Genomic DNA, 26,723 nt, shown 5'->3' with positions numbered 1-26,723 from the left:
GCAGCGAAATTCCTCACCGCCGTCGTCGGTCCCACCGTTGGCCAGCGATCTCCGCAAGTACGAGGCCGATCGTTCCTGCGAGTACCGCAATAGCCAGCCCAAGGACTGGCGCAAGCGTCGGATACCGACTCCCGATCAAGGCAGTCACCACGAGCGGGACTGCGACCAGGGCGATCGCCGCCCCGAAGACGGCAAAGCGAGCGACGTCGAACAAAAGCGCCGTCGGCGAGAGGCCGGCAACCGTCGCCGAGACACCGTAGACGTAGATCGCGACGGCCGGCAGTATGGCGACGCCGATCGCCAGTTCGGCCGGCGGGAACCAGACGGCTGCGACGGCGAGGACAACCAGCCCGGCGGGGATCGCGAGTGTGAGAAAGGCGAGTAACTTTCCACGGAACAGCGTTCGCGGGGCCAGGGGATAGCGATCGAACTCACCGGGATCGTCGAACTGCGTCACCCAGGCGTAGGTCGTGAACGTCCCGAGCCCGAGCAGCGTCCCGAAGGCGAGTCCGGGCGCGATTTCGAGCCCGCCAGCGTCGGCGACCGCGACTAGCAGCCAGCCCGTGACCCCGCCGAACAGCGACAGCGAAAACAGGACTTTCCAGACGGATCCGCTCGACCGGGCGACTTCACGGAGCGTCCGTCCCGCGATACCGAACCCGACCGGGAGCGGTGGCGTTCGGGACGCCCGCTCGCTGGTCTCGATCGGTTCGAAAAGGGCCAGCGCGATCGTCGCACTCACAACGATCAGCCCGGTCACCCGCAGGCCACTCGCGACGGACGGTGTGCCGTAGAATCCCGCCGGCGTGAACGTGATCGGATCGACGTTTCCGAGGACGACAACGGCGACGAAGCCGGTCACACTGGCCAACAACGCGATCACGGACCGGGTCGCCACCGCGATCATCGCCAGACTGACGGTCACCCCCAACGCGAACGCGAACACGAGCGTCATCCAGAGCAAGCCAACCTCGATGGGACTCGTTCCCTGAACCAGTGCGCGGGCAGCGTCGGCCAGCGCCAGCGGACCGAGAATGAGCCCAGCGTAGTACAGCAGGTCCTTGAGCAGGAAGGTTGCAAGGACCCGTCGCCAGGAGATCGGCAGGGTCCGGGAACTACCGACCAGCAACGATACGTCACCGAGTACGTTTCGCATGGCGTCCCGGCCGACAAGCCCGATCGTCCCGACCTGCAAACCCAGGAAGGCGACCACCGCGTGCAATCCGCCGACGACAGCCCCGCGCGCGACGCCCAGTTCGCCGAGCAACGTCAGTCCGGCAGCCCCGAGCACGAACATGACTGCCGGAAAAGCGGCGAAGCGCCGCCCGCCGAACAACTGAGCGTGGAGTCGCCACTCCTCGACGAGCATCGCCGAAAGCAGACTCACGAATCCGGACCCCCCTCGTTCGGTTCCGCCGCCACACCACCGGATCGGCCGGCTGCCATCGCCATGTCGCCGCCCTCGACAGTTTCCATGAAGTACGACAGGAGGTCATCGTCGTCGAACTCGGCCGTCTCCTGTGTCCCCTTTAGGTGTCCGCCGTCGAGGATACCGACCCGATCGCAGAGGTCGGCGGCCACATCGACGAAGTGTGTCGACAGAAACAGCGTGTTGCCGTTGTTACAGTAGGCGCGCAACTCGCGTTTGACTCGCTCCTGGAGGATCGGATCGAGATTGACCAGCGGTTCGTCGATGAACACTAGCTCGGGATCGTGAACGAACGTCCCCCCGAGCATGACGCGCTGGCGTTGGCCCTCGGAAAGGTCAGCGGCAACGGTATCCAGTGTTTCGGTGAACTCGAGACGATCGGCCCACCGCTCGATGCGATCGTCGATGTCGTCGAGTTCGCGCACGTCGCCGATAAACCGGAGGTACTCCCGCGGCGTGAGGAAACTCGGCGGATCCTCGCGCTCGGGGAGAATGCCCACGACCTCGCGTACCTCGCGCGGGTTGGCGACGGGATCGATACCCAGCACGCTGGCAGTCCCGGCGTCAGGTTTTCGCTGGCCGGTCAGGATCTCGATCGTCGTGGTCTTGCCCGAGCCGTTCGGCCCGAGCAACCCAAAAAGCGCCCCCGACTCGACAGTGAGTGAGAGGTCAGCGAGTGCAGTGAGATCGCCATACTGTTTGGTGAGTCCGTCGGTTTCGACCGCCGGCACGGTTAGGCCGCCCCCCGTGAGGTGGACACCATCGAAGAATTCGAGACAGCGACCCACGGTTCCGCGTCAATCGTACCCATATCGATCGTGGGAGGGCCAACGCCCTTAGCTGTTTGGCCGACGGGATCCGAACCGTTTTCTCTCCCCCGCCTCCAGATGTGGGTATGAGTCGGCGACGGCGCGCGTACTATTATCTCGGTGCCTTCGCCGCCGTGACGATCCTCTATACGATCGCCTACGGGGCCGGCATGGCGATATTCGAGGACGCCTCCCGAACGTTGACCGAGTCGCTTTTGGTCGTCGTCCAGTCCTTTACCACGACCGGCTACGGCGAGGACGCCGCCGCCTGGACCACACCCCAGATGCGATTGCTCGCGATCGCGATGCAAGCGACCGGTGTCTTCTTCGTATTCATGGCGCTGCCGCTGTTTGTCGCACCCTGGATCGAACAGCGACTGACGACGACTGTCCCCGATTCAATCGAGGACGCCGACGATCACGTCGTCATCTGCGGATACACCCCGCGAACGGAGATGCTGATCGACGAGTTGCGGATGCTCGAGGAATCGTACGTCGTCATCGAACCGGACCGAGACACCGCGACCGACTATTACGACGACGGTATCGCCGTCATGTATGGCGATCCGGAGTCGATCGATTCTCTGACCGCTGCGGGCATCGAAGATGCACGTGCGCTTGTCGCCGATGTCAACGACGAAGTCAACGCCTCGATCGCACTCGCCGTCGATCAACTCGCCCCCGAGACCCGGACGATCACGTTCGTCGAGGACGCGACGCTCGCGGATTACCATCGCTACGCGGGGGCCGATCAGGTCTTCACACCACGACATCTGATCGGCGAAAGCTTGGCCCAGAAAGCCACGACGGCCGTCACCGACGAGGTCTCCGACGCGGTCGAGATCGGCGATGAGTTAGAGATCGTCGAGATTCCGATCGAGGCGGGGAGCGACCTCGTCGGGACCACCATCGGCGAGAGTCGCATCCGCGAGCGAACCGGCGCGAACGTCATCGGTGCGTGGTTCCGTGGCCAGTTTGTGAGTTCGCCATCGCCTGCGGATCGGATCAACGCCCGGACAGTCCTTTTGGTCGCCGGGCGTGAACCCCAACTCCAGGCCTTTCAGAAACTCGCCCGGGCAGAGGCACGTCAGCAACGTCGCGGTCCCGTCCTCATCTGTGGCTACGGCGAAGTGGGATCGACAGTCAAACAGCGGGTTGTCAGGGCAGGATTGCCGGTGACCGTCATCGATCTCGACGAGAAGCCTGGTGTCGATGTCGTCGGGGATGCGACTGATCCCGACACGTTAGAGACAGCTGATATCGACGAGGCAAGTTCGGTCGTGCTGGCGCTGCCGGATGACACGTCGGCGGTGTTCGCCTCGCTCGTCGTCCGACAGCTCGAACCCGACGTCGAAGTGGTCGTCAGGGCCAACGAGACAGCCAACGTCCAGAAACTCTATCGCGCCGGGGCCGATTACGTGCTGGCGCTGGCAACCGTCAGCGGTCGAATGCTCGCCTCGACCATCTTCGGCGAGGACGTCATCACCTTCGATCAGGGCGTCGAAGTCGTCCGCCTCCCGGTTGGCACGCTTGCCGGCCAATCGATCGCATCAGCCGACATCAGGGCCGAGACCGGGTGTACCGTCATCGCGATCCAGCGAAACGGCGAGTTGATTACTGACTTCGATCCGACGTTCACGTTCGAAGACGACGACGAGATAATCGTCACTGGGCCGGACGACCGTGTCAGTGCGTTCACTGCATTAGTCGAGTGACCGCCAGTTCGGCCTCGACGGCCCATCAGTTCAGGAACTGTCTCGCTGCCCGATCGCCACCTGCAGCCGATCGGCGACAGTTTCTCTGAGTCGATCAGCCTGCTCGGCGTCGATGTCCGCCGCGACCGCGTCCGTGCCCATGAGACTGCTCGAGCCCGCTGTATCGACGATAACCGAGGCCAGCCGACGGCGACGCTGGAAGATCGTCCGCGAGGAGAGGACGGTCTGGACGCGGTAGGTCGGAACGATCGTGATCCGGCGCGACCAGAACCCGTTGCGCGTGATCGCGTACTCCTCACCCATGTAATACCCGCGATGTCGCCATTTTACATGAGCCGCGATCGGCACCACGGGAAGAACCAACGCCGAGAGGAACCAAGGGCCGGAGATATCCGGGACGAGCGTCACTGCATAGGTGCCGGCGATCACGAGGAGCGCGACCAGCAGGTACCTGACGGCGTAGCGCTCTCTCGCTCGTTTGGGGGGGCGTTCGAAGGTCACTTCGTCGAACGGCTCGATCGAGCGGGCGAGTTCAACTACCCGGTCGCGTTCGGCAATCGGGATGGCCGACTGTGAGCGTGCGCCCGATCCCTGGCCGGGCGCGTAGCCCGCCGTCTCGATCGTCAGGCTGGCGTAGCCCAGCCAGCGGGCGAGGACGTTCTCCCGGATCGACAGCGTCTGAACCTTCTCGACGGGGATCGAACCGCTGTAGCGCTGGAGGAGTCCGCGTTCGTAGCGATACTCGTCCCCATGCGATCGCAACTGGAAATCGTAATACTGTAGCATCGAGATGATCCCACTGAGGATCGCCAGCCCGACGAGGGTAGTGAGGCCGACGAGCGGACCGATCAGAAACCACTGATCGACGTCCGGTAGCATGCTGGTGATCGCCGCCGGGCCAAACACTGACAGCGCCACCAACAGGAACGGAACCAGCCGGAGATCCATCGAGACGAGTCCGAGAATCCCTAACTCACGGGGGGTTATCGAATATAGCGTCTCGGTTTGCTGTTCGGCTTCGCTCTCGTCGACACTCGGCTCCTGCCCACGCTTTCGGCGGCCGACTTCCTCCTGGAGTCGGCCCGCCTCCTCGCGGTTGACGTACTTGAGTTGAGCCTCAGTCTGGCCGCCGCCGGCGGTCTCCAGGCGCACCTCGGCGATGCCGAGGAGTCGCTGGACGACGTTCTGTCTGATGTCGACGTTCTGGATGCGTCGGTAAGGGATCTCGCGATCGCGACGTGACAGGACACCGGACTCGATATCGAACGTGTCCCCAGTCAGCTCATAGCGGAACCGCCGATAATAAGCGACGTTCCAGCCGGCGACGAGAGCGACGCCGACCGCCGCGATGCCGAAGAAGATCGTCGCGCCTTGCAGGAGATTTCCGCCGGAGCCACTGGAACCCGCGATCCCGGCAACGACGACACCGCCCGCGATCTGGGTGCTGTTCTCGGCGATCCGATAGGGGATCGAAAGCGGATCAAGTCGCATGGTCAGACAGCGTCGTCCCCGTTGGAATCCTTCGCGAGTACTTTCAATCGTTCCTGGAGGTCCGCAGCGTCACTTTGCGTGAGGCCGGGGACCGTCACGTCGGCCCCTCGTGATCCGGCTGTGTAGACCACCAGCGACGAGAGGCCGAGCAGTCTGTCGATCGGGCCGCGGCTCGTGTCGATGTGTTGGACGCGGACGAACGGGACGACAGTCTTGACGTGCGTGATCACGCCCCGCTGGAGGTACAACGCGTCCTCGCGAACCCGGTACTCCCAGGTGCGATACAGCGCGAGCGCGTGGCTGACCCCGATGAGGAGTGCCAAAAGGAAGGCTCCGACGCCCGGGAGCGGTCCCCATTCGAGTCCGAAGACGCTGATCGCCCCGATGATCGTGCCAACTACCGCGGCCACGATCGTCGCCCTGAGACACCACTGCCAGCGGACGCGTGAGTCGAGCGACCTGACCGCCGTCTGTAGCGCTTCACGGTCGACGGACTCGTCCTCGGGCTCCGTCGATTCGGTGCCCGTCTCCGACTCCTCCCTCGGGTTGCGCTCTCCAGTTCGGTCGGCCGGTTCGGATTCGTGATCCCCTGGCGGCCCGCCGTCCACAGTCATGACAAACACGTCTGACTGGCAGCGGCTTAATGGTGCTGCCCGGCTGCGGGACCCAAAGTCCACAGGTGGGGTTCTCTGGGCGGTCGAAGGTCAAACCAGCCATGGAGTGCAGCGGGCCGGGTGACATCGCCGAACAGTCCGCCGACGTCCTGCCGAGCGCCTTCGGCTCCTCCTTCCGGGTGGGACCGGGCTGACGCGATCCGGCCCCGAGTCGCCGCGTGGAACGCCTGGGACTGCCGCGCCAGGACGACAGGTGGGGACGTCGCTCGGGAAGCGATGGATCCAGCATAGAAGATGACACATAAAAGCGTACTTCCCTCTCAAAGCGTTCGCGTGGGACGTGACTCGCCTGAATCGGTTGCTCGAACTCCTGGATCGGCGTCGGTCCGGGTCCGGATCGACCGAGAGAACGGTCGCGATCGCCTGCCAGGGCGGTGGCAGCCACGCGGCGTTCACCGCAGGCGTCCTCGACGAACTGCTCGGGGAGTTCCCGTCGTCTCACCGGTTGGTCGGTCTCAGCGGCGCTTCCGGTGGGGCCGTCTCGGCCGTCGCGGCGTGGTACGGGTTGCTCGCGGCCGGGGAAACCTCGGGTAGTGTCCTCGAGGCAGTGTGGGACGACATCGCTGCGAACACGCCCTGGGACCGGTGGGTGAACGGCATGGCGGTCCTCGGGGCGACGGTACCGGCGTCCGTCGAACCGGCCGAGAACCCGTATCTCAATCCGGGCAGCGACCTTGGGCGGGCCCACCTCGAGCGGACGCTTCAGGAGCACGTCGACTTTACGTCCTTCGGGGAGCTCGTCGATCTGCGACGAGCGCCCGCGTTGCTGGTCAGTGCGGTGAACGTCCGGACCGGGTCCCCCCAACTCTTTCGTGACGACGAGATCACGCCGGCGACCGTCGTCGCCTCATCGGCGATCCCACGAGTTTTCGAACCTGTCGATATCGACGGCGAGCAGTACTGGGACGGCTTCCTCTCCCAGAATCCGCCGATCCGCGAGTTCGTGACCGATGGGACGATCCCGGCGCCGGACGAACTGTGGATCGTCCGCCTGACACCGGAGACGGTCGAGGAGATGCCGACGACCGCCGAAGCCATCGACGGGCGCGTCCGGCAACTCGTCGAGACGCTGTCGCTCCGCCAGGAACGGCGGTTCGTCGAGACCGTCAACGAGTGGATCGCCGACGGCCGACTCGCCGACCCGTCGCTGACAGAGACGACGATCCGGCACATCGACCTCCCGCGAGAGCGGGCCGGCCGGTCGCGGCTCGACCGGCGGCCGTCGTTCGTTGCGGATCTCTACGGAGATGGCGAGGACGCCGCACGGGCGTTCCGTCGGCAGCTCGCCTGACGCCCCGTCGGTCGCGCTCGTCTCAGGGCGGGCTCGCGCCGCTCTCCTCGACGGCGAGCGCCCACTGTTCGAGCCACTCACGAAGGCCCGAGTCAGGGACCGTCAGCGAGTGGGTGTTCTCCGGGAGGGTGGGATACCCGCCGACTGCTTCGTGGTCGGGAATCCAGTAGTCGTACGGCGACTCGGTGTATGGATCGCCAGCGCGGGTTTCGATCTCGGAGATGATCCGCGAGTCGTCCTCAGTGCGATCGGCCGGGCGTGCGCCAGCGTAATTCAGGTTGTGGTTCTCGACCTCGCTCGAGTCCATCGCGGAGAGCCCATCGGGCCACAGCGGCCGAGACGACAGCTCGGACGTGTCGCCGGTCAGCGGCGTCGACGTGGGATCGGTGACGTTGTCCGCCAGATAGGCAGTCCCGTCTTCGATCGCCGTGTCCTCGAGGTCCTGGGGGGCGTAGACGTTCCCGACGATGGACGCTTCCGTGTCGCCGTCCATGTTCGTCGCCTCGTTGAAGAAGTACATCACGTTGTTGGCGAGGGCGGATCGAGTCCCACTTTTGAGCCGTGGGACCCGGCCACGGACCTTCGCCCAGACGTTACCCAGCAGCGCGACGTTCTCAGCGCCGTCACCGATGAGCGTCCCGTAGTTGTGATCGGCGCCGTCGCCGTAGGGATCGTACAGCCCCTCGTAGATGAGACAGTTCGTGTAGGTCGTCCGGTCGGTGTCGTACCCGACGGACATGCACTCGTCAGTACCCCACGAGGCCGAGACGTGATCGACGACGTTGTTGGTGGTGTCGTCCTGCGTGTTGAACGCGTCGTTGCTCTGGATGCTGCCCTCGGACCCCGGTCCGTGACGGGACCGAATGTGCTGGACGACACAGTCGTTTGCGTCGATCTGGAGCTGGCCTTTGATGAACGTAATCCCGGGCGAGGGCGCGGTCTGGCCCGCTACCCAGCACTTGTCCTCGGTAATCGCCAGTTCCTCACCGCCGAGGTCGATGGTCCCGCTGGTCTCGAAGACGATCACGCGCGGGCCAGAAGTGCTGAACGCACGTTCGACCTCGCTGCGGGTGGCGTTCTGGATCCGAATGACTTGCGTACTGTCATCCAGCCACGGTGCCGGATCGGCGAACCCGTCCGACGGGTCGAAGTATGATCCGCCGGCGGTGTCAGTGCTGGTCGATGTACTGAACATCGTCGCCGAGCCAGTGACCGGATCACCGTCGCTCGCGTCCCCAATCGCCCGGAACTCGTAGTCGGTATCCGGATCGAGTCCGGAAAGTGTCTCGCTAAACGATCCCGTCGAGGACAGCGTCTGCGCCGCGGTCGAGGACCACGAGGCACTGTCGCGCGCACGGTATTCGAAGGCGACCTCGACTGACGTGGCCCCACCGAGGTCCGTGAGTGAACCTGACAGCGTCGCCGAATGTGTTCCGACGTTCGAGACCGAACCCGTCGAAACCACTGGATCAGCATCGCCGGAGTCGCGTTCGTGGGTGACGCTCCCCGAGATGTCCGGATCGCCGATGTCCCGGTTGTCCGTCGGCGCGAGTCCCGACAGTTCCGAAAATTCGGCCGTACACAGGGTGCCCGTGTTGTGGCTGGTGACCGCCAGCCCGACGTACGCGGTCTCGGAGACGGATACCCGCGAGTCATCCAGAGCGGCGATCAGCGTCCAGTCGCTCCCATCGGTGGACGCGTATGCCTCGATGACGTCGCCGGTCCGGACCAATCGCTGATACCGTGCGGGCATCGTGCTTCCCGATAGTTCACTCTCCCCCTCGCCGGCGTCGGCGGTCGTGCTCGTGGTTTCCGCCCCCGCACCCTCACGCCACTGAATCGACGTTTCGTGGCCAGGGGTCTTCCTGACCATCGCGTTCACCGCGTCGGCGGACAGCGACTCACGGACCATCAACCCGGTCTTGGCCCACTCGTCGGTGTCGTCGAGACTGTCGATGCGGACGGTCACGTCGAAGTCACCCTCAACCGGCGTGTAGTAGTAATGCCCCTCATCCGCCTCGTTCCAAATGTCTCCACCAGCTCCCTCGACAGTGATCACGTCGGGTCCATCGCGCCTGGCTGCGGTCCTGAACGTGTTGGCGGAACCGGTATCGGTATCGCCGTCGCTGGCCGTCGAAACCGCCCGGAACTCGTAAGCGGTGCCCGGTTCGAGTCCAGTAATGGGTTCGCTGTAGGACCTGGTCCTGGACAGGGTCTGGGTCCCCACACTCTGCCAAGATCCCCCCGTGCGCTCCCGATACTCGAAGGAGACGGTCGCCGAGGACGCGCCACCGAGGTCGTCAAGTGACCCCGTGATCGTCGCGCCACTGGCTGTGACCCCCGAAGCCGACCCCGTCGAGACGACGACGCTCGTGTCCTTGTCGGTGCGTTCCGAGACGCTCCCCGGGACGGTGACGTCGCCGATGTCGGTGTTGCTCGTCGGCGAGAGACCCGAGAGATTCGAAAACGCTGCCCTACAGCGCGTGCCTTCCTCGCCGCTACAGACTGCTAGCCCGACGTACGCCGACTCGGCGAAATCGATATCGCTCGGCGAGATGGCTGCGATCCGCGTCCAGTTCGCGCCGTCGGGCGACCCGTAGGCTTCGATGGTATCGCCGTCGCGCACGAGGCGTTGCCAGGTCGCAGGCATTGTGCCACCGGCGACCTCGCCCTCGTCGCTCCCGCCCTCGGACGTCGTACTGACCATCTGGTCGCCATCGTCTGACCGCCACTGGAACGAGGTTTCGTGGCCGGGCGTCTTTCGAATCATCGCCGTCTCGGCGTCCGCGGTCAACGTCTGGCGGACCATCAACCCAGCTTTCGCCCATTCATCCGTCGCTTCCTGTGATTCGACCTTCACGGTGACGTCGAAATCCCCCTCCAGTTCGGTATAGTAGTACTGAAAGGCGTCGGCCGCGTCCCAGATATCTTCGCCACCGCCCTCGATCGTGATGGCGGTCGCTGCCCGCCCAGGATTGACCGCATGTGTTTCCCCCAGTGCCCCGATGCCCCCTGCCCCAAATGCACGCAGGAACGTGCGTCGGCTGTGCTCTATCATTCAGCAATCCAGTTCAAATTGTCTTATAAAACTATATAAAAGTGTCTGTTGCGGGCTGGTCCCGCTGACACCCGCCGGCAAACCGGGCAACCCAGAATAGAGATCTGGCAGGCGATGGTGACACCGTTGTAGTTCTGTACGGGGAGCCGACAGTGAAGCGGCTATGCACGGAGCGCGGTACCGTCGGGTACTCCCACAGTCCGGAAAGGAATCTGCGAACAGACGAGCGGCCGGTGCCACCAAACCAATGTTTATTGGGTAGGCATTCAACTGGTATAGTATGGCAGATGTACTTGTCGTCGGCGGCGGTCCCGCCGGCCTGAGCGCCGCACTGTTCACCGCGAAAAACGACCTCGAAACGATCGTCTTCGACACCGACGAGACCTGGATGCACAAGGCCCACCTGTTCAACTACCTCGGCATCGACTCGATGGACGGCAGCGAGTTCATGGATGTCTCTCGCGAGCAGGTCGAAAGCTTCGGCGTGCAACGCAACCAGGGCGAGGAAGTCACCGCTGTCGAGGACGCCGGGGACGGGTTCACCGTCACGACCGACGTGGGCGAATACAACGCCGACTACGTCGTCCTGGCAACCGGTGCCGACCGATCACTTGCCGAGGAACTCGGCTGTGCGACCACCGAAGAGGGCATCGTCGACGTCTCGGTCAACATGGAGACCAGCGTCGAGGACGCCTACGCGACGGGCGCGATGGTTCGCGCCGAGGAGTGGCAGGCGGTCATCGCCGCCGGAGACGGCGCAGCAGCGGCGCTGAACATCCTCAGCAAAGAGAAGGGCGAACATTATCACGACTTCGACGTGCCCGCCGACGCGGAATAATCGACGATCGAGGACGAGACGGCGACCCGTTTTCCGTTCCACGCTTCAGGATAGCAACGGCTGTGCCGCCGAATCCAAAAAACCGACTCGACGGGAAAACGATCGTCGCTACGCGAGCGGTTCGACGAGGTCTTCGAGGGCGGCTCGCGGATTGTCGGCCTTGGCGACGCCGCTCGCGAGGAGGACGCCCGTCGCGCCGAGTTCGCCCGCGGACTCGACGTCGTCGCCGGTCGAGATGCCGGCCCCACAGTACACTTCGACATCTTCGTCGACGGCTTCGGCCGCCTCGACGGCGTCGGTCACGATGTCGGGGTCGCCCGTCGCGACGGAGACGTCACCGCCGATGAGTTCCGGCGGTTCGACGGCGACCGAATCCGGCCCGAGCGCGGTCACGGCACCGATCTGGGCAGGGTTGTTCGCACACACACAGGTTTCGAGGCCGGCGCGTTCGGCGGCCTCGACGGAGCCGTCGATGTCAGCGAGTTTGAGCCGGTTCTCGGAGTGATTGATCAGCGTCCCCTCCGCGCCGGCGTCGGTGACGGTTTCGGCGAGCGTGTGGCCGGTGTTCGAGCCGTACTCGATCGGGTCGACGTGCTGGGCCCACGTCTCGACGCCGGTGTCGGCGACGCGCGCGATATCGGCGTCCTGTGCGGCGACGCCGATGCGAACGCCCGACGCATCGCTGACATCCTTGGCGGCCTCGGCGACTTCGACGGGATCACACGGGTACGTCTTGAGATTGACGAGAACGAACATTGCAGCTACGGATTCTCTGACCGCAGGAAAATAGGTTTCGAAGCACAGCCGGCCGTTCCGGGTCGGCCCGAAAACAGTGGGCATTAAGAGACCGCTTCCCGAAGGAGTATCCGACCACCGTGACCGATGGAACTGAGCCGACGACGGTACTCATCGTCGAAGACGAACAGCATCTCGCCGACCTCTACGCCGAATATCTCCCCGAGCACTACGATGTCCGGACGGCCTACAACGGCGCTGATGGACTCAAAGTCCTCGACGAAACAGTTGACATCGTATTGCTTGACCGACGAATGCCGGTCATGTCCGGCAACGAAGTCCTGGCGTCCATCGAAGAGCGGGGGATCGACATCCGCGTCGCGATGGTGACGGCCGTCGATCCCGACTTTGACATCATCGACCTCGGCGTCGACGATTACGTCGTCAAACCCGTCAGCAAAGACACGCTCGTGGATGTCGTCGAACGCCTCGAAACCGTCGCCGAGTACAACGACCGACAGAAGCGGCTCACGGCAAAGAAACTCAAACGAAACGTCCTCGAAGTCGAGAAGGCCCGGCCGGAACTAGAAGCCAGCGAGCGATTCAGCGCGCTCGAAGCGGAGATCGAAGAACTCCAGGCCCAGGTCCAGGCCCTCGAAACGGAAATAACGCAATCGACGATCGATCGATAATCGACGGTTTGACCGACGGGCAATCAGGAATCTTTCCGTTCGACGACGTCCCCGAGCGTGTACTCGCCGACCGCCGAACCGCTGTCCCAATCAGCGTCTTCCTCCGTACCGCCACTTTCGGTGAGTTCGATGTCGAGTTCCCGTTCGAGTTTCGTCTGAACCTCGTCACTGGGGAGGTGATCGCCGCGCTCGAGTTTCCGGATAAGGCTGGCCTTCTCGTTGAGTTGGTCGGCGAGATCTTCCTGACTCATGTCGGTCTGTTCGCGGGCCGAGCGGATCCGCTGATCGAAGTCCTGGACGAGTTCGTCCATCTCGTCGAACATGTCTCGACGGCTCCCGCCCCCGGAAGACCCGCCGGAGCCACTGCCGCTGCTGGCCGAGCCCGAACTACTGGAACTCGAAGAACTGCCGGAATCCGTCGAGTACTTCGTCGACGGACTCGACTGGTCGGGGGTCCGCACTTCCGTGCCGAAGTCGGCACACTCATCACAGACATCCAACTCTGCACCCTCCACCTTGACGGTGTTCGGAGCGCTCGTCTCGGCCCCGCACATCTCACATTGAACCATGTGAGTGGATTACTTGCCCCGGGGCATAAATCGTACGCCCCGCAGTACAGTATGCGGATGCTGCCGGTTTCCCCACCCTCATACCAGTCAGAAGCTCACTCGAAACAATGGCATCAACGCAGACCGGGTCGCCCGTCGAACGGTTTATGGCATCCCTCGATGGGATCGACGTGACATGGACCCGGACGGATACAGACGGGTTCGAATCGACCGTGGCTGAATTGCTCGACGAACCGGCTGTCGGCGTTCCGATCCCGATCGACGGGGTTTCGCTGCCCTCGGCTGTCGAGACCGACCCCGACCCGGAAACAGTTCGGGCAGCCGCCACCGGCGTGACGCCCGCGACGATCGGGATCGCCGACTACGGGAGCGTCCTGCTCGAATCGGATGACCGCGGATCGGGCCTGATGAGTCTCTTCCCGGAGACCCATATCGCGGTCGTCAGCGAGCGCGACATCGTCGGGACGATGGCGGATGCCTTCGCGGAACTCGGTCCGAAACTGCGCGAGGACCGGGGAGAGGTGATCGTCGCCACGGGGCCGAGCGCGACCTCGGATATGGGCGAGATCGTCCGCGGCGTCCACGGACCGACAGACGTCCACGTCGTCATCATCGAACAATGAGCGGCAAAACCTCCAAACGCGCCAAGGCAGCGAAGATCCGTGAGATCATGGATCAGGAAGGCGCGGCCATCGAAACGAACACCCAGGGGTTCAACGACGGCCGCTACGAGTCGGTCGCCCGCCTCGAGGACTACCAGGGGCTCAAAGACGAGGCCCGCGCGATCAAGGAGGACGCGATCGATCGGCTGCCGGAATTGATCGAGGAGCTCCGGGAGAGTGTCGAGGAAAACGGCGGCACAGTCTACCTCGCCGATGACGAAGCCGAAGCCAACGAGTACATCGAATCGGTCGTCGCCGACGCGGACGCCGACCTGGTCGCCAAGAGCAAGTCGATGACGACCGAGGAACTCGAGGTCAACGAGCACCTCGAAGCCGCGGGCGTCGACGTCGTCGAGACAGACCTCGGTGAGTGGGTGCTCCAGGTCGCCGAGGAGGCCCCGTCACACCTGGTTGCGCCGGCGATTCACAAGTCCCGCGACGAGATCGCTCGACTCTTCGAGGAACGGTTCGATCCCGACGTGCCCCTCGAGACGGCCGAAGACCTGACGAACTTCGCCCGGGAGCAACTCGCCGACGACATCGCCGCCGCTGACGTCGGGATGACCGGCGCGAACTTCCTGACGGCCGACTCGGGAACGATGGCGCTCGTAACCAGCGAGGGCAACGCCCGCAAGACCGTCGCCAGTGCTGACACACACGTCGCGGTCGCGGGCGTCGAGAAGATCATTCCGAGCGTCGAGGACCTCCAGCCGTTCGTCGAACTGATCGGCCGATCGGGAACGGGTCACGACATCACCTCCTACATCTCGCTGTTGACGCCGCCGATCGACGCCCCAACGTTCGAGGACGATGCATTCGGGGACCCCGACGATCGGGAGTTCCATCTCGTGCTTGTCGACAACGGCCGAATGGCCATGCGCGAGGACGAGGACCTCGAAGAGACGCTGTATTGCATCCGGTGTTCGGCGTGTGCCAACTCGTGTGCCAACTTCCAGCAGGTCGGCGGCCACGCCTTCGGCGGCGAGACCTACACCGGCGGGATCGCTACCGGCTGGGAGGCCGCCGTTGGCGGCGAGGAGAGTGCCAAGGAATTCAACGACCTCTGTACCGGCTGTAGCCGGTGTACCGAAGCCTGTCCGGTCGGCATCGACATCCCCTGGATCAACACCGTCGTTCGCGACCGCCTCAATCGCGGTGATGACCCAAGTGCCTTCGACCACCTCGTCTCTGGACTGACACCGGACCCGGAACCCGCCGGACTCGACCTCCAGAAACGCTTCTTCGGAAACTTCGCGACCGTCGCCAAGCTCGGGAGTGCGTTTGCCCCCGTTTCGAACTGGGCCGCCGAAGCCCCGCCCTCCCGCTGGATCGCCGAGAAGCTGCTGGGAGTGGATCGCCGCCGCGAGATGCCGAAGTTCACCCGTGGGACGCTTCGCAAGTGGGCCAAAGGGCGAGAGCCACCAGCGGACCCCGACCGCGAGGTCGTCCTGCTGGCGGACACCTACACGAACTACATGCACGTCGAGCGTGGGAAGGCGACGATCCGGGCGCTGGAAGCACTCGGCACCAAGGTCCACATCGCCGACGTCTCCGAGAGCGGTCGGGCCGCACTCTCTCAGGGGATGATCGCCACGGCGCGCGAACAGGCCGAAGCGGTCGCCGACTCGCTGGAACCACACCTGGATGCCGGACGGGATGTCGTCATGGTCGAGCCCAGCGACCTCGCGATGCTCCGGAACGATTACGAGCGGCTGCTCGACACAGAGACGTTCGATCGGATCGCCACGAACAGCTACGAGGTGTTGGAGTACGTGTACGGCCTCGTCGAGAACGGGGCCGACGTGGGCGCGCTCGCGGACGGCCACGGCGAGGAAATCGCGTATCATAGCCACTGTCAGCAACGGACACTCGGGCTCGATGCGCACACCGAAGCGATCCTCGATCGGCTGGGCTTCGACCTCGCTACCTCCCAGGTCGAGTGCTGTGGCATGGCCGGCTCCTTCGGTTTCAAACAACAGTACTACGACGTGAGTATGGCCGTCGGTGACGACCTCCGTGAGCAGTTCACGACGCCCGAGACCGAGGACCGAACGGTCGTCGCCAGCGGGACCTCCTGTCACGATCAGTTGACGGATCTACTCGAACGGAAGGTCACACATCCGATCGAGTTGATCGCACCCGCGGAGTGAACAGACCCAGCGCTGGCGCTGGCCGCGGTGTGGGCCACGTTCTCTGTAGATCGACAGGAGCGTCCCGCCAGAACTCGGCGGCATTCGGTACTATCGGTCGTATCGGTCGGGCCGACAGAAAAACGACGGACGGAGAAGCGTTCACCAGGATATGACCGGCAGCGAGAACGACTCCCGAAGCGTCACGGTGCCGGTCGCGTCCTCGTGGACGACCACCGCGGTGTCGAAGTCCCCGGCCAGCGGCGAGGTCGACAGTTCGTAGTCGACGCTCGTCAGTACCTGTGCACAGATGCCGTCTCGATACGTTTCCCGCACCGTGAACGCGACGGTGTCGGAGTCCAGACGCTCGACGCCCACCAACTCGGCACCGACGCAACTGTTCCGCCCGGCGATCGATCCCTGGAACACGGCCTTTGCCGCTGACGCGTCGACTAGTTCCACGTCGTCTTCGTGATCGGTAGCCGAGCGACCGATGACGTCGAAATCAGTCCGGTACGGCCACTGGGGCTTGTCGGCCGGGCCGTGATGGCGCCGACCGTCGCGGTCGGACTCCGCGGCAGCGACACCGGAGACGCCAGTCACCAGGGCAGCTGTACTCCCGATCGATCGGAGGAAATTGCGACGTTCCATACGTCGACGGAACTGACAGTCGAAATTGTAAAAATATGATCTTATCGGCAAGATAATCAGTCGTCAGGCAGTCAGTTACCCGGATTCGGGTATCCACGGAAACACGTATTCACCAACGGCGTCGTTGCGGTGGACTCCGGGGCGACAATTCCGTGACAACACGATTGCCTGAACGGGATTCTGAACGCTGTAATCGCCGCAATGGCGAGGGCCAACGGCCGGTCGTCCCGATATCCGAGAGCCATATTACCCTGTGCTCCCGGACGGTCTCGGCAAAATGGATGTCCGAGACCGCTCTCGACGGTCTTGACCGGACTCGGCTCGCATTTGCCACACGTAGAGAGTCCGTCAATACATTGATAATCCATCGGAAAGATATCCGAACTCGTGTCCATGGGAGCTGACGAGAACGCCACGGCCGATCGAGGGCCGGTAGTAGCCGGCGTGATCGTGAGTGTGGGCTCGGCGACACTGGTGGCGCTGATGGCGAGCGGGATCGTGTCGCCCTTCTCGATATTCTCGTTGGAAATAGCTGTGATGCTCGCCGTGATCGGCTGGCTCGGGGGCGTCCGCAACGTTTGATCGGCTCGGTATTCCGGAGGACTGAAGGGGCAAACCCATCCCTCTTCCGAGCGCGGGAGTGGACTCCACCCCAGTACGATGTGAGTAGACGACCGATCTATCTCCGTCACTCGTCGTGGTTTCTCGGGTGGCTCCCCTCCTGGATTGTAGTCCGATGCGTCTGAAACGGCCCCTATCGAGCTATTCGGTGTCCCCGTCAGGGTCCGAGCCGTTCCCGGCGAGGTCGCCCATGGCGTAGTAGAACCGTTGGAGTGCGGTAAGATGACCGACGACGGCGAAAACGACCAGCAACCAGCCGATTACCGACAGCCCGGAGACCGGTTCGGTCACGACAGCAGCAAGGAGGGCTCCAAACCCCATGAGAGCGAGGCGATCGGCACGACCGAGCAGGCCGCCGTAGACACGATCGAGGCCCACAGCCTGGGCCTGCGTCCCGAGGTAAGAAGTCATCAGTACGCCGGTGATCGCGGCCACGCCGAGGTCCCAGCGGTCGATCCCGGCAGCCAGGCCGATCAACAACAGCAGATCGGCGTAGCGGTCGAAGACGTGATCGAGCAGGTCGCCGGCCGACGAGTCGGTACCGAGTTCCCGTGCGATCCCGCCGTCGAGGAGGTCCAGCCAGCCGTTGGCGAACACCAGCCCGGCAGCCACGACGTACCAGACTGGCTCGGCCCCGCCGAGATAGAACGCCCCGGCCGCCCCGCCCGCCACGAGAAGGGCGAGCACGCTGACGAGGTTCGGCGTCAACCCGAGCCGGACGCTGACGGCGACAAACGGTTCGAGCAGCCGATCGGAGAGGGGGCGCAGTTGATCCAGTGTCATAGGTACTCGATGTAGGAAACGACACCTGGATTCGGTTCACGATCCCCCGCGATGACTGCCTCGATCTCGTCGGCGACGGTCTCGGGTAAACGCTCGGTCGTCTCGATCTCGTAGACGCTGTTGGGTCCGTGGGCATCGACGGCCTCGGTGAGGACCACGTCCAGGGCTTCGCTCTCGGCGTTCTCTTGGGCGCTCTCGGGCGATTCGCCACGCTCCCGGAGTCGCTGCTCGATCGTCTCGGGGTGACACCGCAGGACGATCACCCGGTCCACGGGGACGTGGTGGGCGAGGTGACTCTCGATCAGGATGTCGTCGCGACCATCGAGCCACGACTCGATGGCATCGAGATCGGCAATACTCGAGCCGCGCTCGTCGTCGACGCCCTGGATGAACCCCTCGCGGTCGATCACCTGGTTGAGGTGGATCACGTCGAGTGCGTCGACCTGCTCGGTCGCGGTCGTCTTGCCCGTCCCCGGGGTTCCGGTCACGGCAACGCGCACGCTAAAGCACCTCGTTGATCGTCTCGACGGCCGTCTTCGTTTCCTCGCGTGTCCCACAGGAGACACGGATGTGCTCGGGGAGGCCGAAGCTCGAACAGTCCCGGACGATCACGCCGCGTTCCTTCGTCGCCTGTGCGACCCGGCTGGCGTCGCCGACCTCCACGAGGACGAAATTCCCGCCGCTCTCGTAGGTCTTCGCGTCGAGTTCGTCGTCGTAGTATTCCCGTGCCCACTCGACGATATCCGTGATTGCGTCCACGTGGTCATCGTCTTCAAGCGCGGCGAGGCCGGCCCGGCAAGCGATCTCGCTGGCCGAGAAGGGCGTGTTGATCCGTTCGTAGGCGTCGGCCCACTCCGCGGGTGTGATGGCGTAGCCCAGCCGGAGCCCGGCGAGGCCATAGACCTTCGAGAACGTCCGTACCACGGCCACGTCCTCGCGCTTCTCGACCAGCTCGACGGCGCTCGGGCGGTCGGCGAACTCGCCGTAAGCTTCGTCGACGACAATCAGCGTCTCCTCGTCGGTCCGGTCGGCGATCTCCTCGATCTCGTCGAGGGAAACCATCGAGCCGGTCGGGTTGTGCGGGCTCGTGAGGTAGAGCATCCGCTCGCCGTCGTAGGCGTCCAGAATCCGATCCGGCGACTGGGCGAACCCGTCGTCCTCGACGAGCGGGTAGGTGTGGACCTCGCCGTGGTGATACCGGACGCTCATCGAGTGATAGGTGAAGTCCGGATCCGGGACGAGCGCGGCCTGTCCGGGATCGATCATGGCCCGGGCGAGGCAGTCCATCGCGCCGTCGCCGCCGTTGGCGAGCCAGATCTGGGCAGGCGTGACGTCCCAGCGCTCGGCAAGTGCCTCGCCCAGATCGGCGTGGGAGGCTTTGGGATAGGAGTGAAGCGCTTCGGCGTGCTCCCGGATCGCCGCGACGGCCTTCGGGCTCGGCCCCAGGGCGTTCTCGTTCGAGGAGAGTTTGATCAGCGCCTCGGGATCGACGCCGAGTTCGCGGGCCGTCTCTTCGATCCCCCGCCCCGCTCGATAGATCGTATGCGACGACAGGTCCCGTGTGTCCATACCGGTGGCAAGCAGGCGGGCGGTCTTAAGCCTGCATACATCGGGTGCGTGAGGGACTGGCGAGAAACGAACGCCTCAGGCGAAGGTCTTCGACACTTCCTCGTCGTTCTCCTCGGCCTGGATCTTCTCCCAGGCGTCCCGGAAGTCGGCCTCGGTGACTTCGGTCCGGTCGTCGCGGATCGCGAACATCCCGGCCTCGGTACAGATGGCCTTGATCTCGGCCCCGCTGGCGTCGGTCGCTTCGGCCGCAATCGCCGCGAAGTCGACAGTCTCGGCGAGGTTCATGCCACGCGTGTGGATCTTGAAGATCTGTTCGCGGCCGGTCTCGTCGGGTTTGGGCACTTCGATGAGGCGGTCGAAGCGGCCGGGCCGGAGGATCGCCCGGTCGAGCATGTCAAAGCGGTTGGTCGCGGCGATGATCCGGATGTCGCCACGCTCGTCGAAGCCGTCCATCTCCGAAAGAAGTTGCATCATCGTCCGCTGGACCTCGGCGTCCCCGCTGGTCTTTGAGTCCGTCCGCTTGGCGGCGATCGCGTCGATTTCGTCGATGAACAGCACCGATGGTTCGTGCTGGCGGGCGAGTTCGAACAGATCACGAACGAGCTTCGCGCCCTCGCCGATGAACTTGTGGACCAGCTCGGAGCCGGCCATCTTGATGAAGGTGGCGTCGGTCTGGTTGGCGACGGCTTTGGCGAGCATCGTCTTGCCCGTCCCCGGCGGACCGTGCAGCAGGACGCCGCTCGGCGGGTCGATCCCGACCTCGTCGAACATCTCGGGGCTTTTCAGCGGCATCTCGACGGTTTCACGCACTTCCGAAACCTGATCGTCGAGTCCGCCGATATCCGTGTAATTGACGTCCGGGCTCTGGTCGACCTGCATCACGCGGGCCCGAACGTCAGTCTCGTCCTCCAGCGTCTTGACGATCGACAGCGAGTTGTTGACGGCGACGCGGTCGTCGGGTTCGATGTCCTCGCGCATCTCCTCGGTGACCTCTGTCAGGGCCTCCTGATTGTTGCCGTGCTGCTTGATCACGACGCCGTCCTCAGTGAGTTCCTGGACCGTGGCCACGAACAGCGGCGACTGCTTGAGTTTCTTGTTCTCGTGGGTCAGCCGCTCGAGTTTCTGCTTGTACTTGTTGTTCTCGGCGTTGGCGTCGAGCAACTCGTCACGCATCTCCTCGTTTTGGGACTCCAAAACGTCGAGCTGTTCCTCTAACGCCTCGATTTTCTCCTGTTTGGACACGTCGTCGTCGTACGGCTGGTCGACGTCGTCCACCGTATCTGTCATTGCTCACTCCTAGCGGATGGGTCGGTAAGAGACTTCGGGTCGGCACAAACGTGGGTGGTGGGGACGGCATATTTACGGCCTGACGGAGGAAATCGCCACCCCTCGACGGATCCAGTCGGACCTGCGATTCCGTAGCGGTGGATGTCAGAAGGGGCGAGTGACCGACCGGATAATGCTCACTATGCATATTTAGGAATAACAAATATTATTACCCTGTATCCAGAAGCAGGTGTTACGATGAGCATCACGGAACCGTCACAGGGCGAGACAGCACAGAATCCCGGTTGGGACGCAGTGTCGGACCTCCCGCCGAGCGCCAAACTCGTCGCGAAGTCCCTCGAATACCAGGGCAGTTTGACACAGAGTCAACTCTCCGAGGAGACGCTGCTGCCGTCTAGAACGGTCCGGTACGCACTCAGTCGACTCGAAGACGTCGGCGTCGTCGAGTCACGGTTCTCGTTTTCGGACGCTCGCAAGCGCGTCTACTCGCTCGCGATCGAGTGACGATCGACGGTCACTGCTTACCTCATTTCACTGTCACGCCGGTCGCGCAATCCCTTTAGGACCCCGCGGAGTACCACGTCACAATGACGCAGGTGCTCCATACGGGCGACACGCATCTTGGCTACCGGCAGTATCACTCGCCGGAGCGCCAGGGGGACTTTCTGTCCGCCTTTCAGCAGGTGATCGACGACGCGATCGAGGCGGATGTCGACGCCGTCGTCCACGCTGGCGACCTCTTTCACGATCGACGCCCCCGGCTGCAGGACATTTTGGGTGCGCTGGGAACGCTGCGAGACCTCGACGCAGCCGATATCCCGTTCTTGGCGATCGTGGGTAACCACGAGGGCAAGCGCGACGCCCAGTGGCTCGACCTCTTCGAATCGCTGGAGTTGGCGATCCGACTCGACGAAAACCCGACCGTCATCGGCGATACCGCTTTCTACGGACTGGACTTCGTCGCCCGGGCCGCCCGCGACGACCTGGAATACGACTTCGAACCGCACGACGCGTCCCACGCCGCACTGGTCTCTCACGGCCTGTTCCAGCCGTTCTCTCACGGTGACTGGGACGCAACCGAGATCCTCGAAGGATCCTCGGTCGACTTCGACGCGATGTTACTCGGCGACGATCACACGCCAGCCAGACGCGAAGTCGGCGGGACCTGGCTCACGTACTGTGGGTCGACCGAGCGGGCGAGTGCGAGCGAACGCGAAGCGCGCGGGTACAATCTCGTGACGTTCGACGACGGTGTCGACATCCGTCGGCGATCAATCGAAACGCGACCGTTCGTTTTCGTCGACCTCGAACTCGCCGCAGGCGAGGGGACCGAGCGCGTCCGGACCCGGGTCGGGCAGCACGACCTCGAAGACGCCGTGGTGATCGTCACCATCGAGGGCGAAGGTGAACGCGTCCCGCCGGCCACGATCGAGGAGTTCGCCCGCGAGCGGGGCGCGCTGGTCGCCCGGGTCAACGACCGCCGCGAAATAGAGGAGGAAGCTGCCTACGACGTGAGTTTCGCAGACCCCGACGACGCCGTCCGCGACCGTATCGACCAGCTTGGGCTCAGTCCCGCCGCGTCGGAACTCGACGAGGTCGTTCGGGCCAGCAAAGTTGCGGATTCCAACGTCGACGATTCGGTCGAATCCAGGGTCCGTGAACTGGTCGATGAGGGAGACGCCGAACAGTTCGAACCCGCGCCGGCCGAAGGCGACAGGGAAACCGACGACGGGGATAACATGGAAGCCGGCGACAGCGACGACACAGAGGGCAGCGACAGCGACGACGAGCCGGCTGGCGACAGTATCGCGGACGCACCGGCTGAAGACGGGACTGAGTCGGAGGGCTCGGAAGCGAACGATACGCAAGCCAACGGCGAGAGGACAGATGGCCCAGACCAGCCGAACGACGGGCAGACCGAGAAAGACGGAAACCAGCCGAACGACGAGCAAACAGACGACGGTGAGGGGCAGGCAACCATGGGTGAGTACCTGTGAGGTTCGAGCGCGTCCGGTTGGAGCACTTCAAGTGCTACGCGGACGCCGATTTGCGGCTGGAACGCGGCGTGACGGTCTTCCACGGCGTCAACGGCAGCGGAAAGTCATCGCTGCTCGAAGCCTGCTTCTTTGCGCTGTATGGCGCTCGCGCGCTCGATCGAACCCTGGACGAACTCGTCACGATCGGGGCCGAGGAGGCGACGGTCGAACTCTGGTTCGCTCACGGTGGCGAGTCCTACCACATCAAACGCCGGGTCCGCGTTCGAGACGATCGAGCGACGACCGTCGAATGCGTCTTGGACGAATCTGACGGCGTGGTGGAGGGGGCCAGAGACGTTCGCGAGCGCGTCGCGTCGCTGCTCAGGATGGACCACGAGGCCTTCATCAACTGTGCGTACGTCCGCCAGGGCGAGGTCAACAAGCTCATCAACGCGACGCCGAGCGAACGCCAGGATATGATCGACGACCTCCTCCAGCTCGGCCGCCTCGAAGACTACCGAAAGCGTGCCAGCGACGCCCGGGTCGGCGTCGGGCGGGTGCTGGAAGGCAAACGTGAGTCCCTCTCTCAGCTGGAATCTCAAATCAAGGCCAAGGAGGAAAAAGAGCTTCACGAGCAGCTCAACGCCGCCGAGAGCGCACTCGCGACGATCCGGGAGGAGCTCGACCGCTACGACGACCAGCGCGAGACCGCCCGCGAGACGCTCGACGACGCGAAATCGATCCTCGAGGAGTACGAACAGCGCCGCGAGGAACTCGACGAGATCGAAAGCGAGATCGAAGAGCTGACTGAAACGATCGAATCGACCGAGCGCAAGCGGGAGGCACTCGGCGACGAAATATCCGATCGCCGGGACCGCCGCGAGGAAATCAGCGACCGGATCGAATCCGGGCTCGACGCGACCGAGTTATCGAGTGACACGGATCGGGACGCCGTCGATGCCCTGATTGATACCCTCGAAGAACGCGACGACGAGATTCGCGACGAGATCGAGCAACACCGTCTCGATCTCCAGCGTCACCGTGAGAACGCCGAGAGTGAACGCGAAGACGCCACTGACGCCGAGGAGCGTGCCGCCGAAAATCGCGAGCAGGCTGAGGAACTCGAATCGGGCCTCGAAGAAACACGCACTGATCTCGAGGACCGCCGAGAGAGGCTCGCAGAACTGGACAGCGAGATCGAATCGATCGAGGAGACGTTCACGGACGCACCTGTCGAACTCGGCAACGCGGAGTCGTTCCACGAAGAAATCGCCGACGAACTGGACGCCGTCAAGAGCGATCTGACCTCGCTCGAAACGACGATCGAGTCCCTCGAAGGCGACATCGAGGAGGCCCAGGACTTACTCGACGCCGGAAAGTGTCCCGAGTGTGGCCAGGACGTCGAGGAGGCACCGCGCGTTGAGACGCTCGAAGACGATCGCGAACGGCTGGCCGACCTTCGGGCCGAGCGCGAGGAGTTAGAGGAGACCCGCGAGTCAGTCGAGGCGCGGCTGGACCGTGCCGAGACACTGGTCGAGCAGGAAAGCGAACGGGATCGGCTCCTGGAGAAACGCGAGACGCTCGCGGAGTTGATCGCGGAACGCGAGAATTCGATCGAAGAAACCGAGGAACGCATCGAAACACTTCGGGCTGAAGCCGACGAACTGGATTCCCAGGCCGAACAGCACCGCGAGTCCGCCGAGGAATCCGAGAACGAAGCCGAGGAGTGCCGGGAGGCCATCGCCGAATGCAACGAGCGGCGTGGCGAACTCGCCGATCGGATCGACGGGCTCGAAGATATCGTCGCGGACTTTGAGCGGCTGGACGCCCTCACCGACGAGATTGAGACCCGTCAGGAGCGTCGCGAGCAACTCGACGAAATGAACGACGAGCGCCGCGACCGCCTCGGGACCCTTCGGGAACGCCGCTCGGAGCTAGCCGACGCCATCGACGAGGACCGACTGGCCGAGGCCCGAGACGACAAGAAACGTGCCGAGACCTATCTCGAAGAAGTCGTCGAAGAAATCGACGATCGCGAAGAGCAGCGGGACGAACTCCAGGCACGCATCGGGGCCATCGAAAACGAGATCGAGGAACTCGAATCGCTCCGCGAACGGCGGGAGGGGCTCGCCGAGACGGTCGAGCATTTGGAGTCCCTCTACGAGGAGGCCGAGCAGTTACAGGAGATGTACGGACAACTCCGGGCGGAACTGCGCCAGCGCAACGTCGAGACCTTGGAGTGGATGCTCAACGACACGTTCGATCTCGTCTACCACAACGACGCCTACGACCGGATCGAACTTGCGACGGACTACCACCTCACGATCTACCAGAAGGACGGCGAGGCACTCGATCCCGACCAGCTTTCGGGCGGCGAACGCGCGCTGTTCAACCTCAGCCTGCGGGCGGCGATTTATCGGCTGCTGGCCGAGGGGATCGAAGGGGCTGCGCCCACCCCGCCGCTGATCCTCGACGAACCGACGGTCTTCCTCGATTCCGGTCACGTCTCGCAGTTGCTGGAGTTGATCGAGTACATGCGCGAGGAGATCGGCGTCGAGCAGATCGTGGTCGTCAGCCACGACGACGAGTTGGTGGACGCCGCCGACGACCTGGTGTACGTCGCGAAGGACGCAACCACCAACCGCTCGCGCGTCGAGCGTCGCAACAGCCCGGAGTTGCCGGCTGATTAGTTGCTGTCGGCCACGAACTGCTCGCCCGTCAGCAGTTCGGTCGCCTCCTCGGCATCCGGGGTCGTCGCGTACCCGCGCTCGCCGGCGACCCGTTCCTCCACGATCAGTCCCGCGACGCGAAACTCCGCCAGCCGGCCGTGGAGATCGCTCTCACAGTACTCATAGCGGTCTAAAAGCGTCCGGACAGACAGTGGTCCGTCGCGAGCGAGTTCGAGAAGCAGGCCCAGGTCGCGCTCGGCGTGGACCACGGACAGCACCACCCGGACCGATTCAGGAACGGCCGTGGCTGCAACCGCAAGCGGTGACTGGCCCTCGACGATAGTCAGTGAGTCCGGTGACCGGTACGTTTCGTTTCCCGTCTCCGGGTCCCGGACGAGCCATCCATCAGTGGATTGCTTCAAAAGAACGTAGCGTGATCCCGATTCGTCCTCGACAGTGCGCACACTGGACGTATCGACTGCGAATACATGTGATTGCCGTTCCCGGCAGCAGCGGTCACTCCGTCCGGTGATAGCGGCGATAACGAACGAGTCCATACGCACCCACCATGCAACCGCCGGCAATGATCACCAGTCCGATCAGGATCCAGTCGGTGAAGGTGACGACGAGGATGCCCACCGAGACGACGGGAATCGCAACCTTGAGGACGACCACGAGCCGCCAGAAGAGGCTTCGGACTTCGGGATCGACTTCGGTGATGTCCTCTACGTCCTCGGAACTGTCGACGCCTGGAGCCGGCGACTCGGCGCGCCCGTCGCTCTCACCGATTTGTGCCGCAGGCTGATCTCGATCGGCCACATGCAACGTCGGGACCGCGTCGCTAAAAGCGACTTCGATCCGGACTACCGGCAGTCCGAGAGAGCCTCGGCGTCGTCGCTGTAGATCCACGCCATCGGATTTGCTGCATCGTAAATTACCGTCCCGTCGTCGGTTTCGTATCGCTCAATCGTGTCTGCCGTCGCCGGCAACGACGGCGTCCGGTCGGTCGTCGCACGCTCGTTCCGACTACCGTTGGCGGGGTTCGACATAGCTACCGGAAACTGGTATGGTATGT

The 26,723-nt window shown here is 63.8% G+C and carries 25 protein-coding genes; 10 read left to right on the top strand and 15 right to left on the bottom strand.

Annotation, left to right across the window (positions count from 1 at the left end):
• Nucleotides 1-13: 13 nt before the first annotated feature.
• Entirely contained in the window at nt 14-1,387 is a 1,374-nt protein-coding gene (locus tag HBNXHr_RS06110) for a hypothetical protein (RefSeq protein WP_275883553.1), read from the bottom strand.
• On the bottom strand, nt 1,384-2,160 hold the full coding sequence (locus HBNXHr_RS06105; protein ID WP_275740884.1) for an ABC transporter ATP-binding protein: 777 nt from the start codon (nt 2,158-2,160) through the stop codon (nt 1,384-1,386). Before HBNXHr_RS06105 ends, HBNXHr_RS06110 begins: the two co-directional genes overlap by 4 nt.
• Nucleotides 2,161-2,324: 164 nt before the next feature.
• Here HBNXHr_RS06105 and HBNXHr_RS06100 point away from each other — a divergent pair, with 164 nt between their 5' ends.
• Nucleotides 2,325-3,953 (top strand): potassium channel protein, encoded by a 1,629-nt coding sequence (locus HBNXHr_RS06100; protein WP_275883552.1) that lies wholly within the window; start codon nt 2,325-2,327, stop codon nt 3,951-3,953.
• Nucleotides 3,954-3,983: 30 nt separating this feature from the next.
• On the opposite strand, the gene HBNXHr_RS06095 is transcribed toward HBNXHr_RS06100, so the two are convergent.
• Nucleotides 3,984-5,444 carry a PH domain-containing protein gene (locus HBNXHr_RS06095; RefSeq protein ID WP_275883551.1) on the bottom strand — a complete coding sequence of 487 codons (1,461 nt, stop codon included), beginning with the start codon at nt 5,442-5,444 and terminating at the stop codon, nt 3,984-3,986.
• A gap of 2 nt (nt 5,445-5,446) precedes the next feature.
• Nucleotides 5,447-6,058, bottom strand: coding sequence for a PH domain-containing protein (locus HBNXHr_RS06090; protein ID WP_275883550.1), 612 nt, complete (start codon nt 6,056-6,058; stop codon nt 5,447-5,449).
• A 340-nt stretch (nt 6,059-6,398) separates the two neighbouring features.
• Here HBNXHr_RS06090 and HBNXHr_RS06085 point away from each other — a divergent pair, with 340 nt between their 5' ends.
• On the top strand, nt 6,399-7,409 hold the full coding sequence (locus HBNXHr_RS06085) for a patatin-like phospholipase family protein (protein ID WP_275883549.1): 1,011 nt from the start codon (nt 6,399-6,401) through the stop codon (nt 7,407-7,409).
• 22 nt (nt 7,410-7,431) lie between these two features.
• Here HBNXHr_RS06085 and HBNXHr_RS06080 read toward each other — a convergent pair whose 3' ends face one another.
• The gene (locus HBNXHr_RS06080) at nt 7,432-10,467 is read right to left on the bottom strand and encodes a DUF1349 domain-containing protein (protein WP_275883548.1); all 3,036 of its coding nucleotides are present in this window, start codon (nt 10,465-10,467) and stop codon (nt 7,432-7,434) included.
• Between the two features lie 280 nt (nt 10,468-10,747).
• Between HBNXHr_RS06080 and HBNXHr_RS06075 the strand changes: the two genes are divergently transcribed.
• The gene (locus HBNXHr_RS06075) at nt 10,748-11,305 is read left to right on the top strand and encodes an FAD-dependent oxidoreductase (RefSeq protein ID WP_275883547.1); all 558 of its coding nucleotides are present in this window, start codon (nt 10,748-10,750) and stop codon (nt 11,303-11,305) included.
• A gap of 108 nt (nt 11,306-11,413) precedes the next feature.
• On the opposite strand, the gene tpiA is transcribed toward HBNXHr_RS06075, so the two are convergent.
• Nucleotides 11,414-12,061 carry a triose-phosphate isomerase gene (gene tpiA / locus HBNXHr_RS06070; RefSeq protein ID WP_275883546.1) on the bottom strand — a complete coding sequence of 216 codons (648 nt, stop codon included), beginning with the start codon at nt 12,059-12,061 and terminating at the stop codon, nt 11,414-11,416.
• 119 nt (nt 12,062-12,180) lie between these two features.
• On the opposite strand from tpiA, the gene HBNXHr_RS06065 reads away from it, so the two are divergent.
• Complete coding sequence (locus tag HBNXHr_RS06065; protein WP_275883545.1) at nt 12,181-12,732, top strand: response regulator; 552 nt, start codon at nt 12,181-12,183, stop codon at nt 12,730-12,732.
• 23 nt (nt 12,733-12,755) lie between these two features.
• Here HBNXHr_RS06065 and HBNXHr_RS06060 read toward each other — a convergent pair whose 3' ends face one another.
• On the bottom strand, nt 12,756-13,301 hold the full coding sequence (locus tag HBNXHr_RS06060; RefSeq protein WP_275740403.1) for a multiprotein bridging factor aMBF1: 546 nt from the start codon (nt 13,299-13,301) through the stop codon (nt 12,756-12,758).
• Nucleotides 13,302-13,408: 107 nt separating this feature from the next.
• Here HBNXHr_RS06060 and HBNXHr_RS06055 point away from each other — a divergent pair, with 107 nt between their 5' ends.
• Entirely contained in the window at nt 13,409-13,924 is a 516-nt protein-coding gene (locus HBNXHr_RS06055; protein ID WP_275883544.1) for an LUD domain-containing protein, read from the top strand.
• Nucleotides 13,921-16,113: an LUD domain-containing protein gene (locus HBNXHr_RS06050; protein WP_275883543.1), complete on the top strand. Its 2,193-nt coding sequence runs from the start codon at nt 13,921-13,923 to the stop codon at nt 16,111-16,113. The genes HBNXHr_RS06055 and HBNXHr_RS06050 overlap by 4 nt, the downstream gene beginning before the upstream one ends.
• Before the next feature lie 141 nt (nt 16,114-16,254).
• Here HBNXHr_RS06050 and HBNXHr_RS06045 read toward each other — a convergent pair whose 3' ends face one another.
• Nucleotides 16,255-16,743 (bottom strand): hypothetical protein, encoded by a 489-nt coding sequence (locus tag HBNXHr_RS06045; RefSeq protein ID WP_275883542.1) that lies wholly within the window; start codon nt 16,741-16,743, stop codon nt 16,255-16,257.
• Nucleotides 16,744-17,136: 393 nt separating this feature from the next.
• Between HBNXHr_RS06045 and HBNXHr_RS06040 the strand changes: the two genes are divergently transcribed.
• Nucleotides 17,137-17,325: a hypothetical protein gene (locus HBNXHr_RS06040; RefSeq protein WP_275883541.1), complete on the top strand. Its 189-nt coding sequence runs from the start codon at nt 17,137-17,139 to the stop codon at nt 17,323-17,325.
• Nucleotides 17,326-17,505: 180 nt separating this feature from the next.
• Here the strand turns inward: HBNXHr_RS06040 and HBNXHr_RS06035 are convergent, their stop codons facing one another.
• From HBNXHr_RS06035 to HBNXHr_RS06020, 4 genes are all read right to left on the bottom strand, one after another.
• Nucleotides 17,506-18,147, bottom strand: a complete 642-nt coding sequence (locus HBNXHr_RS06035) for a CDP-alcohol phosphatidyltransferase family protein (protein ID WP_275883540.1) — start codon at nt 18,145-18,147, stop codon at nt 17,506-17,508.
• Nucleotides 18,144-18,647 carry an adenylate kinase family protein gene (locus HBNXHr_RS06030; RefSeq protein ID WP_275883539.1) on the bottom strand — a complete coding sequence of 168 codons (504 nt, stop codon included), beginning with the start codon at nt 18,645-18,647 and terminating at the stop codon, nt 18,144-18,146. Before HBNXHr_RS06030 ends, HBNXHr_RS06035 begins: the two co-directional genes overlap by 4 nt.
• A gap of 1 nt (nt 18,648) precedes the next feature.
• Nucleotides 18,649-19,716 (bottom strand): histidinol-phosphate transaminase, encoded by a 1,068-nt coding sequence (gene hisC / locus HBNXHr_RS06025; RefSeq protein WP_275883538.1) that lies wholly within the window; start codon nt 19,714-19,716, stop codon nt 18,649-18,651.
• Nucleotides 19,717-19,791: 75 nt separating this feature from the next.
• Complete coding sequence (locus HBNXHr_RS06020; RefSeq protein ID WP_275740393.1) at nt 19,792-21,003, bottom strand: proteasome-activating nucleotidase; 1,212 nt, start codon at nt 21,001-21,003, stop codon at nt 19,792-19,794.
• Between the two features lie 237 nt (nt 21,004-21,240).
• Here HBNXHr_RS06020 and HBNXHr_RS06015 point away from each other — a divergent pair, with 237 nt between their 5' ends.
• The 3 genes from HBNXHr_RS06015 (at nt 21,241) to rad50 (ending at nt 25,669) form a co-directional block, all read left to right on the top strand.
• Complete coding sequence (locus HBNXHr_RS06015) at nt 21,241-21,507, top strand: winged helix-turn-helix domain-containing protein (RefSeq protein ID WP_275740392.1); 267 nt, start codon at nt 21,241-21,243, stop codon at nt 21,505-21,507.
• A gap of 83 nt (nt 21,508-21,590) precedes the next feature.
• On the top strand, nt 21,591-23,000 hold the full coding sequence (gene mre11 / locus HBNXHr_RS06010; RefSeq protein WP_275883537.1) for a DNA double-strand break repair protein Mre11: 1,410 nt from the start codon (nt 21,591-21,593) through the stop codon (nt 22,998-23,000).
• Entirely contained in the window at nt 22,997-25,669 is a 2,673-nt protein-coding gene (gene rad50 / locus HBNXHr_RS06005; RefSeq protein WP_275883536.1) for a DNA double-strand break repair ATPase Rad50, read from the top strand. Before mre11 ends, rad50 begins: the two co-directional genes overlap by 4 nt.
• On the opposite strand, the gene HBNXHr_RS06000 is transcribed toward rad50, so the two are convergent.
• From HBNXHr_RS06000 to HBNXHr_RS05990, 3 genes are read right to left on the bottom strand one after another with little or no spacing between them, the layout of a single operon-like run.
• Complete coding sequence (locus HBNXHr_RS06000; RefSeq protein WP_275740389.1) at nt 25,666-26,112, bottom strand: hypothetical protein; 447 nt, start codon at nt 26,110-26,112, stop codon at nt 25,666-25,668. The genes rad50 and HBNXHr_RS06000 overlap by 4 nt on opposite strands.
• A 52-nt stretch (nt 26,113-26,164) precedes the next feature.
• Complete coding sequence (locus tag HBNXHr_RS05995) at nt 26,165-26,467, bottom strand: hypothetical protein (RefSeq protein WP_275883535.1); 303 nt, start codon at nt 26,465-26,467, stop codon at nt 26,165-26,167.
• 44 nt (nt 26,468-26,511) lie between these two features.
• Complete coding sequence (locus tag HBNXHr_RS05990; RefSeq protein ID WP_275740387.1) at nt 26,512-26,697, bottom strand: hypothetical protein; 186 nt, start codon at nt 26,695-26,697, stop codon at nt 26,512-26,514.
• Nucleotides 26,698-26,723 lie beyond the last annotated feature (26 nt).

The sequence above is a fragment of the Halorhabdus sp. BNX81 genome, assembly GCF_029229925.1.
Lineage (GTDB): Archaea > Halobacteriota > Halobacteria > Halobacteriales > Haloarculaceae > Halorhabdus.
Note: the sequence above shows the minus strand (reverse complement) of the source record. Positions and strands in the feature narration are given on the sequence as shown.

Excerpts from the sequence above, each read along its gene's own strand:
- HBNXHr_RS06100 (WP_275883552.1), top strand. The coding sequence starts at position 2,325 with ATGAGTCGGCGACGGCGCGCGTACTATTATCTCGGTGCCTTCGCCGCC.
- HBNXHr_RS06095 (WP_275883551.1), bottom strand. The coding sequence starts at position 5,444 with ATGCGACTTGATCCGCTTTCGATCCCCTATCGGATCGCCGAGAACAGC.
- HBNXHr_RS06090 (WP_275883550.1), bottom strand. The coding sequence starts at position 6,058 with ATGACTGTGGACGGCGGGCCGCCAGGGGATCACGAATCCGAACCGGCC.
- HBNXHr_RS06080 (WP_275883548.1), bottom strand. The coding sequence starts at position 10,467 with ATGATAGAGCACAGCCGACGCACGTTCCTGCGTGCATTTGGGGCAGGG.
- HBNXHr_RS06075 (WP_275883547.1), top strand. The coding sequence starts at position 10,748 with ATGGCAGATGTACTTGTCGTCGGCGGCGGTCCCGCCGGCCTGAGCGCC.
- tpiA (WP_275883546.1), bottom strand. The coding sequence starts at position 12,061 with ATGTTCGTTCTCGTCAATCTCAAGACGTACCCGTGTGATCCCGTCGAA.
- HBNXHr_RS06060 (WP_275740403.1), bottom strand. The coding sequence starts at position 13,301 with ATGGTTCAATGTGAGATGTGCGGGGCCGAGACGAGCGCTCCGAACACC.
- HBNXHr_RS06055 (WP_275883544.1), top strand. The coding sequence starts at position 13,409 with ATGGCATCAACGCAGACCGGGTCGCCCGTCGAACGGTTTATGGCATCC.
- HBNXHr_RS06050 (WP_275883543.1), top strand. The coding sequence starts at position 13,921 with ATGAGCGGCAAAACCTCCAAACGCGCCAAGGCAGCGAAGATCCGTGAG.
- HBNXHr_RS06045 (WP_275883542.1), bottom strand. The coding sequence starts at position 16,743 with ATGGAACGTCGCAATTTCCTCCGATCGATCGGGAGTACAGCTGCCCTG.
- HBNXHr_RS06040 (WP_275883541.1), top strand. The coding sequence starts at position 17,137 with ATGGGAGCTGACGAGAACGCCACGGCCGATCGAGGGCCGGTAGTAGCC.
- HBNXHr_RS06035 (WP_275883540.1), bottom strand. The coding sequence starts at position 18,147 with ATGACACTGGATCAACTGCGCCCCCTCTCCGATCGGCTGCTCGAACCG.
- hisC (WP_275883538.1), bottom strand. The coding sequence starts at position 19,716 with ATGGACACACGGGACCTGTCGTCGCATACGATCTATCGAGCGGGGCGG.
- HBNXHr_RS06020 (WP_275740393.1), bottom strand. The coding sequence starts at position 21,003 with ATGACAGATACGGTGGACGACGTCGACCAGCCGTACGACGACGACGTG.
- HBNXHr_RS06015 (WP_275740392.1), top strand. The coding sequence starts at position 21,241 with ATGAGCATCACGGAACCGTCACAGGGCGAGACAGCACAGAATCCCGGT.
- mre11 (WP_275883537.1), top strand. The coding sequence starts at position 21,591 with ATGACGCAGGTGCTCCATACGGGCGACACGCATCTTGGCTACCGGCAG.
- HBNXHr_RS05990 (WP_275740387.1), bottom strand. The coding sequence starts at position 26,697 with ATGTCGAACCCCGCCAACGGTAGTCGGAACGAGCGTGCGACGACCGAC.